This is a genomic window from Streptacidiphilus cavernicola, assembly GCF_042510955.1.
Taxonomy (GTDB): Bacteria; Actinomycetota; Actinomycetes; order Streptomycetales; family Streptomycetaceae; genus Streptacidiphilus; species Streptacidiphilus cavernicola.
Genome location: NZ_JBHFAB010000010.1, coordinates 126,455 through 136,576, shown reverse-complemented (window position 1 = coordinate 136,576; position 10,122 = coordinate 126,455). Strand labels below are relative to the sequence as shown.

9 protein-coding genes are annotated in these 10,122 nt (G+C 73.8%); 3 read left to right on the top strand and 6 right to left on the bottom strand.

Annotated features, from left to right (window positions below; translation table 11 throughout):
* The coding region (locus ACEZDE_RS15755) for an extracellular catalytic domain type 1 short-chain-length polyhydroxyalkanoate depolymerase (protein WP_380536819.1) at window positions 1–1,153 on the bottom strand (1,153 nt) is incomplete at its 3' end.
* Window positions 1,154–1,478: 325 nt separating this feature from the next.
* Here ACEZDE_RS15755 and ACEZDE_RS15750 point away from each other — a divergent pair.
* The 3 genes from ACEZDE_RS15750 to ACEZDE_RS15740 are packed head-to-tail and all read left to right on the top strand — an operon-like array spanning window position 1,479 to window position 5,681.
* On the top strand, window positions 1,479–2,273 hold the full coding sequence (locus tag ACEZDE_RS15750) for a 3-hydroxybutyrate dehydrogenase (RefSeq protein ID WP_380536937.1): 795 nt from the start codon (window positions 1,479–1,481) through the stop codon (window positions 2,271–2,273).
* Window positions 2,274–2,330: 57 nt separating this feature from the next.
* A complete protein-coding gene (locus ACEZDE_RS15745; RefSeq protein ID WP_380536818.1) occupies window positions 2,331–3,758 on the top strand; it encodes an MFS transporter in 1,428 nt (475 codons plus the stop codon).
* Between the two features lie 21 nt (window positions 3,759–3,779).
* Entirely contained in the window at window positions 3,780–5,681 is a 1,902-nt protein-coding gene (locus ACEZDE_RS15740; protein WP_380536816.1) for a helix-turn-helix domain-containing protein, read from the top strand.
* On the opposite strand, the gene ACEZDE_RS15735 is transcribed toward ACEZDE_RS15740, so the two are convergent.
* The 5 genes from ACEZDE_RS15735 to ACEZDE_RS15715 form a co-directional block, all read right to left on the bottom strand.
* On the bottom strand, window positions 5,665–6,576 hold the full coding sequence (locus tag ACEZDE_RS15735; protein WP_380536936.1) for an alpha/beta hydrolase: 912 nt from the start codon (window positions 6,574–6,576) through the stop codon (window positions 5,665–5,667). The two genes, ACEZDE_RS15740 and ACEZDE_RS15735, sit on opposite strands and share 17 nt — an antisense overlap.
* A gap of 26 nt (window positions 6,577–6,602) precedes the next feature.
* Window positions 6,603–7,766, bottom strand: a complete 1,164-nt coding sequence (locus ACEZDE_RS15730) for a branched-chain amino acid ABC transporter permease (RefSeq protein WP_380536815.1) — start codon at window positions 7,764–7,766, stop codon at window positions 6,603–6,605.
* Complete coding sequence (locus ACEZDE_RS15725; RefSeq protein WP_380536813.1) at window positions 7,763–8,650, bottom strand: branched-chain amino acid ABC transporter permease; 888 nt, start codon at window positions 8,648–8,650, stop codon at window positions 7,763–7,765. Before ACEZDE_RS15725 ends, ACEZDE_RS15730 begins: the two co-directional genes overlap by 4 nt.
* Window positions 8,650–9,378, bottom strand: coding sequence for an ABC transporter ATP-binding protein (locus ACEZDE_RS15720; RefSeq protein WP_380536812.1), 729 nt, complete (start codon window positions 9,376–9,378; stop codon window positions 8,650–8,652). The genes ACEZDE_RS15725 and ACEZDE_RS15720 overlap by 1 nt, the downstream gene beginning before the upstream one ends.
* Window positions 9,375–10,122 (bottom strand): ABC transporter ATP-binding protein (locus tag ACEZDE_RS15715; RefSeq protein WP_380536810.1); only part of this gene is annotated, 748 nt, incomplete at its 5' end. The genes ACEZDE_RS15715 and ACEZDE_RS15720, both read right to left, overlap by 4 nt.

Genomic DNA, 10,122 nt, shown 5'->3' with positions numbered 1-10,122 from the left:
CACTCGCACTGCCCACCTTCCCCCCACCCCGGTACACGTTGTACGAGGCCGCACCCGACACCGCCGACCAGGACAGCGTCGCCGTGCTGCTGGTCGCGGTGGCGGTCAGGCCGGTCGGCGCCGTCGGGACGGTGACCGTGCCGGAGCCGTCGAGGCCCCAGAACAGGCCGGTGTAGTAGCTGGAGCAGATCGACTGGACGAAGTACGCCGCCGCGGTGCCGCACTGGTCGGTCCCGCTGCCGGGGTTGACGGCGAGTCCGTGGCCCATGCCGGAGATCTGGTACAGCTCGACCGCGGGCTTGCCGGACGCGTCGTTGTAGACGCTCTCGGTCGTGCCGCCGGTCAGCGACGCGGTGCTGGAGGCGGTCTGGCCGATGCCCCAGACATTGGTCCACTGGTCCCGCAGCTCGGTGGCGTTCACCGGGTAGACGGTGTAGTCGGACGTGCCCTGCCAGATCGCCACCCTGGGCCATGGCCCGGTGTAGCCGGGGTCGGAGTTGCGCACCTTGTCGCCCCACTGGGCCGGGGTGAGGTTCTGGCTCGCGTCCTGGCAGCCGGAGGCGGCGGCCTGGGTGGTGGCGCACTGGGCGGGCAGGCCGGAGTCGATCGAACCGCCGGCGAACACGTCCGGGTAGTCGGCCAGCAGGTCCGCGGTCATCCCGGCGCCCGCAGACAGGCCGGTGACGAACACCCGGTGGGTGTCCGAGCCGTACTGGCTCTCGGCGTGGGTCACCATCGAGAGCACCGAGGCGGCCTCGCCGTTGCCGCGGGTGTCCTTGCCGGAGTCGAACCAGCTGAAGCAGGACAGCGCGTTGTTGGCGGAGCTGGTCTGCGGGAAGACCACGGCGAAGCCCCAGAGGTCGGCGTACTTCTGCCAGCCGGAGTCGGTGTAGTAGTCGTTCGCGGTCTGGGTGCAGCCGTGCAGGGCGACCACCAGCGGCGCGCCCGCCGGCAGGTTCGCCGGGGCGTACTCGTACATGGCCAGATTGCCCGGGTTCGATCCGAACCCGGTGACCTGCTGCAGGCTGCCGGACGCGGCGGCGGCCGGGGCGACCGTGGCCGCGGTGCCGAGACCGGCGGCCAGCAGCGCGAGCACGGCGGTGGTGCTGAGACGTCGGACCAGCCTGCGGACGGGCGGCAGGTGCACACGCATGGGGACTCCCTGGGTGGGGGTGAAGAGGCGGCTACTGGCGCCGGACCCTACGACCGGCCCCGGACCGCAGCCAGGTGATGAACCGCCACAGCCGCGGGCACCGGGGTGGTGGTCCCAGCCGTGGCGTCCGGCCGGTCCCGCCGGGCGGCGCGGCGGGGCCTGCCGGCGGGCGGGGCGGGTCCTGCTGACCGGCGCGGCCGGGGGCGGGGCATGGCTGCGGACGCCACCGCGGACCGGGCAACTGTGGCATCGCCGCACATGTGCCTGCGTCCGCGTCGTTCCTACGGTGGCCGCCATGGACAGCACCCAGAACCCCGGCGCGGGCATGATCCGTGCCCCCGGCGCAGCCGACGCCGTACCCACTCCGTCCGAGACCCCGTTCCTGGCCGGGCGCACCGCCCTGGTCACCGGTGCCGCCGGCGGGATCGGGCGGGCCTGCGCCCAGGCCCTGGCCGCCGCGGGCGCGCACGTCCTGGTGGTGGACCGGGCCGCCGAGGGGGCCAAGAGCGTCGCGGAGGAGGTCGGCGGCACCGCCTTCGTGGTCGACCTGGCCGACCCCGGAGCCGTGGACACGCTGCCCGACGACGCGGACATCGTGGTCAACAACGCGGGCCTGCAGCACCTCTCCCCGGTGCAGGACTTCCCGCCCGAGCGCTTCGCGCTGATCCAGAAGGTGATGGTCGAGGCCCCGTTCCTGATCATCCGGCGCACGCTGCCGCACATGTACCGGCAGGGGTGGGGACGCGTCGTCAACATCTCGTCCGTGCACGGGCTGCGGGCCAGCCCGTTCAAGTCGGCCTATGTCACCGCCAAGCACGGCCTTGAGGGGCTGAGCAAGGTGGTCGCGCTGGAGGGCGCCCCGCACGGGGTGACCAGCAACTGCGTCAACCCCGGCTACGTCCGCACCCCGCTGGTCGAGAACCAGATCGCGGACCAGGCACTGACCCGTCACATCCCGGCCGCGGACGTGCTGGAGCAGGTGCTGCTGGAACGCACCGCGATCAAGCGGCTGATCGAGCCGGTCGAGGTGGCCGAGGCGGTGCTGTGGCTCTGCTCCGACCACGCCGGCTACATCACCGGGATCTCGCTGCCGCTGGACGGCGGCTGGACCGCGCACTGACGCGCCGTCACGCTCCGACCTTCCCCAACCTCTCCCCCTCCCAGAAACGGTGTCCCCATGGCAGGCGCTCCCAAGGTAGTGAACGCTCACTCATCCCCCGCTCCGGACGGCCGTCCCCGAGGCCTGACCAAGGTCGTCGCCGCGAGCCTGGTCGGCACCACCATCGAGTGGTACGACTACTTCCTCTACGGCTCCGCCGCGGCCCTGGTCTTCGGCAAGGTGTTCTTCCCCGACTCCGACCCGCTCACCGGCACCCTGTTGGCGTTCCTCACCTACGCCATCGGTTTCGCCGCCCGACCGCTGGGAGCACTGGTCTTCGGCCACTTCGGCGACCGGATCGGCCGCAAGCAGCTGCTGATCGTCAGTCTGCTGATGATGGGCGTCTCCAGCGCGCTGATCGGCTGCGTCCCCGGCTACCGCAGCATCGGCATCACCGCCCCGATCCTGCTCACCACACTGCGGGTGGTCCAGGGCTTCGCGCTGGGCGGCGAGTGGGGCGGCGCGGTGCTGCTGGTCTCCGAGCACGGGGACGCCCGGCGGCGCGGCTTCTGGGCCTCCTGGCCGCAGGGCGGCGCCCCGGCCGGGAACCTGATCGCGGTGGGCGTGCTCTCGCTGATGACCACCGTCCAGTCCGACGCCGCCTTCCAGTCCTGGGGCTGGCGCATCCCGTTCCTGCTCTCCGCGGTCCTGGTCGGCATCGGGCTGTGGGTGCGGCTGAGCGTGGACGAGTCGCCGCTGTTCCAGGACGCGCTGGCCAGGGCCGAGGCCCGGAAGGCCGCCGACGCGGCGAGCAGGGAGCCGTCCCCGCTGCTGTCGGTGCTGCGGTGGCACTGGCGCGACATCCTGGTCGCCATGGGCGCCCGGATCGCCGAGAACATCTCCTACTACGTCATCACCGCCTTCGTTCTGACCTACTGCGTGGACCATCTCGGCCTGGCCAAGCAGACCGCGCTCAACGCCGTGCTGATCGGCTCCGCGGTGCAGTTCTGCCTGATCCCGCTGTTCGGCGCGCTCTCCGACCGGGTCGGACGCAAGCCGGTCTACCTGGTCGGCGCGGTCGGCGTGGGCGCCTGGGCCTGGGCCTTCTTCGCCCTGCTGGACACCAGGTCGTTCCCGATGCTGGTGCTCGCGGTCACCGTCGGCCTGGTCTTCCACAGCGCCATGTACGCGCCGCAGGCCGCGTTCTTCTCCGAGCTGTTCGCCACCCGGATGCGCTTCTCCGGCGCCTCCATCGGCGCCCAGTTCGCGTCGGTGGCGGCGGGCGCGCCCGCGCCGCTGATCGCGGTGGCGCTGCTCGCGCACTACGGCGACGCCACCCCGGTCTCGGTCTACATCTCGCTGGCGGCGGTGGTCACCGTGATTGCGCTGCTGTTCGCCAAGGAGACCAGGGGCCGCGACCTGGCCGCGGTCGACGCCGAGGCCGATGCCCAACCCGACAGCGCCGAGCAGAAGATTACTCCCACCGTACTGACAGATACGGTCTGACCTGGAACGATGGCCCGCACCATGCCCGAGACCAGTCACAGTGCCCCCGCCGCCCGCCTGCTGCGGCTGCTCGCCGACGGAGCGACCGCCGAGCAGCTCGGCGCGCTCGCGGCCGAGGACCCGGAGGCCGGACGCCTCGCCCTGCAGGTGCACCGCACCCTCAGCCAGCACCGCCGCCGCGAGCACCAGCTCAGCGCGCTGTTCGACACCGCGGGCGACCTGGCCGCGTCCCGCGACCTGGACGCGGTGCTGCAGGCCATCGTGCGCCGGGCCCGGATGCTGCTCGGCACCGACACCGCCTACCTCACCCTCCCGGACGAGGAGGCCGGCGACACCTATATGCGGGTCACCGACGGCTCGGTCTCGGCACTGTTCCAGCGGCTGCGGCTGGAACTCGGCGAGGGGCTGGGCGGTCTGGTCGCCCAGACCGCCCAGCCCTACGCCACCCCCGACTACCGCACCGACGCCCGGTTCCACCACACCCGCACCATCGACGCCGGGGTGGTGGACGAGGGCCTGGTCGGCATCCTCGGCGTGCCGCTGCTGCTGGGCGCGAGCACCGCGGCCGGCACCGGCAAGGTGATCGGGGTGCTGTTCGCGGCCGACCGCTCGCCGCGCCCGTTCACCCCGGACGAGGTCGCGCTGCTCTGCACCCTGGCCGCGCACGCCGCCATCGCCATCGACACCGCCCGCGCCCTGGAGGACACCAGGGCCGCGCTGGCCGGGCTGGCCGAGGCCAACACCGTGATCAGCGAGCACTCCGCCGCGATGCAGCGCGCCGAGCAGGCCCACGACCGGCTCACCGACCTGGTGCTGCGCGGCGGCGAGGCCCCGGCCGTCGCCGAGGCCGTGGCCGGGCTGCTGAACGGCACGGTCACCATCCACGACCCGGACGGCCGCCCGCTCAGCGCGGCCCGTCCGGGCCCCGGGCGTTTCCCGGACGACCCGGAGGACGGCCGGGCGCTGCGCGAGGCCGTCAACGACTCGCGCACCGCGGGCCGGGCGGTGCTCCGGGCGAGCCGCTGGATCTGCGCCGTCCTGGCCGGTCCCGAGCTGCTGGGCAGTCTGGTGCTGCACGACCGCGGCCAGTTGGACGACTCGGACCGGCGGCTGTTCGAGCGGGCCGGTGTGGTCACCGCGCTGCTCCTGCTGCTGCGCCGCTCGGTCGCCGAGGCCGAGAACCGGGTCCGCGGCGAGCTGATCACCGACCTGCTCACCACCCCGCAGCGCGATCCGGCCCACCTCACCGAGCGCGGCCGACGCCTCGGCATCGACCTGGACCGCCCGCAGCTGCTGCTGGTCGCCCAGGCCGGCCCGGAGTCCCGGCACAAGCTGGCCGAGGCCGCCGGGCGCTACCTCTTCGGCAGCCCCAGCATCAGCGCCGAGCAGGGCGGCACGGTGGTGCTGCTGCTCCCGCACGACGGCGCCGACCCGGGCGAGGCGGCCAGGGACGCGGCGGCGCGGTTCAGCCAGCTGTTGGGCGCACCCGTCACGGTGGCCGCGTCGGGGCCGTCCTGCGGGCCCCCGGCGCTGGTGGCGGCGCACGCGGAGGCGCTGCGCTGCCTGCGCGCACTGCAGCTGCTCGGCCGCGGCGGGGACGGCGCCTGCGCCGCCGACCTGGGCTTCCTCGGCATCCTGCTGGGCGACGGGCACGAGGTCGACGGCTTCGTCGCGGCCACCCTGGGCCCGCTGCTGGAGTACGACGGGCGGCGGCGCACCGAGCTGGTGCACACCCTGAGCGCCTACTTCGCCAACGGCGGCAGCCTGACCCGCACCAAGGAGGAGCTGCATCTGCACATCAACACCGTGGTGCAGCGCCTGGACCGGGTCCAGGCGCTGCTGGGCGCGGACTGGAACAGCCCGGAACGCGCCCTGGAGCTGCATCTCGCGCTACGGCTGCACCGGCTCAGCGGACATCCGTGACCAGCGTGAGCAGCTCGTCGGCCACGCAGCGGGAGCCCTGCTCCCCGATCAGCACGGTGTAGTGGTTGGTGCCGGCCACCAGCCGGGTGCCGACCCGCTCCGGGTCCAGCCCGGCCGCGGTCAGCCGCTGCGGGTCGTAGAGCCCCTGCGGCTCGTCCATCAGCCCCCGCTCCGCCCACAGCAGCCGGGCTTGGCACGGCAGTTGGTGGATCGCGTCGAGCACCTCGGGGGCGAAGAGGCCGACCCCGTCGGTGCGCACCGCCTCGATCCGGCAGGAGGAGCGCAGCTCCGGCTCCCGGCCGACCAGGTCGCGTTGGACGTAGGCGTCGGCCCAGGGCGACCAGTCGGCGCCGAACGCCGGGTGCTGCTGCCAGAAGGCGCGGTAGGCGGCCCGGTCGGGGAAGGTCATCGACAGCCGCCGCATGGCCGGGCCGATGACCGCGGTGATCAGCTGGTCCGGGTCCAGCTCGACCGGGGCCGGGAAGCCCACTCCGCCGTCCACCAGCAGCAGCGAGCGGAACAGCCCCGGGTGCCGGACCGCGGTCAGCGCGGCGGTGAACGCGCCCATCGAGTGCCCGGCCAGGACCGGCACGGTCAGCCCCAACTCCCGTGCGACGGCCGCCGCGTCGTCGGCGTGGGCGGCGATCCCGTACGGGCCGGGAAGGTCGCCGCTGGCGGCCCGGCCGCGCAGGTCGGGGGCCAGCAGGGTGACCCGTCCGGCCAGTTGCCGCGCGACCCGGGCCCAGGAAAGGGCGTTGGCGGTGATCCCGTGCAGGGCCAGCACCACCGGTGCGTCCGGCGCGGTCCCCGGCCAGCGCAGCACGGTCAGCCCGCCACCCGCGACCGGCACCCGCAGCTCCTCGAACGGCGGTATCGGCTCGCCCTGCTGATGCATCGTCAATTCCTCGGGGTGGTTCCCGTTCACGGCGTCGACTCCTGCTGCTCGGGGCCGCCTGCGCGGCCGGTCCTGAGGGCCCTGCGACCGGCGGATCCTATCCGCTCCGGCAGTCGGACGACCCCGCCCGGCAGCAGGTAGACCACCGCCACGAACAGCGCGCCGAGCAGGAACAGCGGCTGCGACAGCGGCACCCGCAGCACCGCGGGCAGCCCGGTGACCGTCGCCGAACCGGCCAGGTCGCCGAGCCGGTGGTCCGCCCAGGTGTAGAGGACGCCGCCGATCAGCGGGCCCCAGCGGCTGCCGGAGCCGCCCAGCACCACCATCACCAGCAGCGACAGGGTGAAGTCGGAAGTGGTGGTCTGCGGGGTGGCGCCGCCGGTCAGCACCAGGTAGACGATGCCGCCGAGCGCGGCCAGCGCCCCGGCCAGCACGAACGCCACCAGCTTGAAGCCGTACGGGCGCAGCCCGGTCACCTCGACCCGGCGCTCGTTCTCCTTGATGCCCTCCCAGACCCGGCCGATCGGCGAGCGGACCACCCAGGTCACCACCGCCAGCGTCAGCACCAGGTAGGCCAGCGCGATCCAGTAGAGGTTGACCGTGTGCTGGATGCCGACCAGGGCCGCGGGCAGCCGTCCGGCGGGCGCGGCACGGCCCTCCTCGCCGCCGGTGACCCCGCCCGGGTCCCGCTGCACCAGGATCGATCCGGCCTGGGCGAAGGCCAGGGTGACCATGGAGAAGCCGATCCCGCTGACCCGCAGGCTGACCGAGCCGAGCAGCGCCGCCAGCGCCGTCCCGAACAGCAGCCCCAGCAGGGCCGAGGCGGCGAACGGCAGCCCGGCCTCCAGCATGACGGTGTTGGTGGCGTAGGTGCCCGCGGCGAAGTACAGCGCGTGCCCGAAGGAGAGCAGCCCGGTCCGGCCGAGCAGCAGGTCGTAGCCGGTCGCCAGACCACCGAACACCAGGCACAGGGCCAGCAGTTGGAGATTCCCCGGGCTGCCGATCGGGCCGTCCAGCAGCCCCGGCAGCGGCAGCGCACTGTAGGGGGCGAGCAGCAGCAGCGCCCCGGCCCCGGCCGGCCACCAGCGGGCGGCGCGGCGCAGCCGGGTCCGTCCGGGGCCGGACGGTGGACCGGCCTCCGCCCCGGCCCGTTCGGGGAGGGCGGCGGCGCTGGTGGTCGTGGTGGTCATGCGAGCCTCCCGGTCAGCCCGCGCGGTCGCAGCAGCAGGAGCGCGGCGAGGAGCACGACGACCGAGAGGTCGCCGAGCCCGGCGGTGGTGTAGTAGTTGGCGAACTGCTGGACCAGGCCGACCCCGACCGAGGCCAGCGCGGCGCCGGTGACCGACCCCATCCCGCCCATCACCACGACCACGAAGGCGAAGATCAGCAGCGAGGTGCCCTGGCCCGGGTCGACCGAGCCGAAGTAGAGGCCGCCCAGGGCGCCGCCCAGCGCCGCGGCGGCTCCGCCGATGGCGAAGACCAGGGTGAAGGCCTTCCGGACGTCGATGCCGAGCGCGGTGACCATGGCCCGGTCCTCGACCCCGGCGCGCACCACCAGGCCGTAGCGGGTGTAGCGGAGGAACAGCTTGAGCGCGGCCAGCACCAGCAGCGCGGCCCCGATCAGCACCAGCCGGTTGACCGGGACGTCCGCGCCGAGCAGGCCGAAGGTGCCGGACAGCGCCTTCGGCCCGGGGAAGGTGCGGGCGTCGGCGCCCCAGATCGCGGCGAGCAGGGCCGGGACGGCGAGGCTGATCCCGACCGTGGCCAGGATCTGCTCCCGGGGGCGGGCGTACAGCGGGCGGATCAGCGCGAGTTCCAGCAGCGCCGCGGCGACCGTGCCGACCGCGGTGCCGAAGGCGACGGCGAGCACGAACCCGAACCCGCCGGGCCCGGCCCCGGGCAGGTTGCCGGAGGCGGCCCACCAGGTGCCGTAGGCGCCGATGCTCAGCAGGGCGCCGTGGGCGAAGTTGAGCACGTCCATCAGCCCGAAGATCAGCGAGAGACCGGACGCGACCAGGAAGTACAGCGCTCCCAGTCCGAGCCCGGTGAGGGTGAGCAGGACGATCACGGACATCAGTGGCCTCCTTTCGCGGACGCCCGGGTGCCGACGCCGAGCAGGCCGCGCGACGCCTCCGGGTCGGCGAGCAGCTCCGCCGCGGGCCCGGACCAGGCGCTGCGGCCGTCCGCCAGGACCACGCAGTCGCCCGCCAACCGCCGCACCAGCGGCAGGTTCTGTTCCACCAGCAGCACCGGGACCGCCTCTGCCGCGCGTTCCAGCGCGACCGCGACCTCGGTGACGATCCGCGGGGCCAGACCCTTGGTCGGCTCGTCCGCGATGACCATCCGGTTGCCGTTGAGCAGCGCCCGGCCGATGGCGAGCATCTGCTGCTGGCCGCCGGAGAGGCTGCCCGCGGCCTGCCGGGCCCGCTGCTTCAGCTCCGGGAACAGCTCGTGCACCAGCCCGTAGTCCGGCTCGGCGTCCCGCTCGGCCAGCCGCAGGTTCTCGGCGACGGTGAGCCCGGCGAAGATCCCCCGGTCCTCGGGGACGTAGCCGATGCCGCGCCGCACCAGGGCGTGGGTGGCCGTCCTGACCGTCTCCTCCCCGTCCAGCAGCACGCTGCCGGTGCGCGGCAGCAGGCCGAGCACGCCCCGCACGGTGGTGGTCTTGCCCGCTCCGTTGCGGCCCAGCAGCGCGGTCACCCCGGACCCGGCCACGTCGAGCCGCACTCCGTGCAGGATGTGCCGGCCGCCGATGACGACCCGCAGATCCCTTACTGTCAGCCGTGATTGACTGTCTGTCACAGTTCCTCCCCGAGGTAGGCGGACTGCACGGTGGCGTCGGCCATCACCGCTTCCGGGGTGTCCAGCGCGAGCAGCGTGCCGTGGTGCATCACCGCGAGCCGGTCGGCCAGGCCGAGCAGCACGTCCATGTGGTGCTCGACCATGAGCACGGTGCGGCCCTCGTCCCGGTGCAGTGACCGGATCAGCTCGGTCAGCGCGGGGACCTCCTCGGCGCTGACCCCGGCCATCGGCTCGTCCAGCAGCATCAGCCGCGGTTCGGCGACCAGCAGCACCGCGAGTTCGAGCTTGCGCTTCTCGCCGTGCGAGAGCGATCCGGCCCGTGCCTCGGCCCGGTCGGTCAGCCCGGTCCGCTCCAGCGTCCGGGACACCTGCCGCTCGAACCGGTCGGCGCGGCGCCAGATCCGGTACGAGCCGCCGGTCGCGGCCTGGGCCGCGAGCCGGACGTGGTCGGCCACCGTCATCGCGGGCCACAGGCTGGAGGTCTGGAAGGTCCGGCCGAGACCGCGCCGGGCCCGGACGTGGGCGGGCTGCCCGGTGATGTCCGCGCCGTCCAGCTCGATCCGGCCGCCGCTGACCGGGTTGAGGCCGCTGACCAGGTTGAACAGCGAGGTCTTGCCGGCCCCGTTGGGGCCGATGAAGGCCAGGAACTCGCCCTGGCGGACCTCCAGCGACACGTCCTGGAGGATGGTCGCGCCGCCGACGGTCCATCCCAGGCCGCTCAGCCTGAGGACCGGCGGCGGCGCG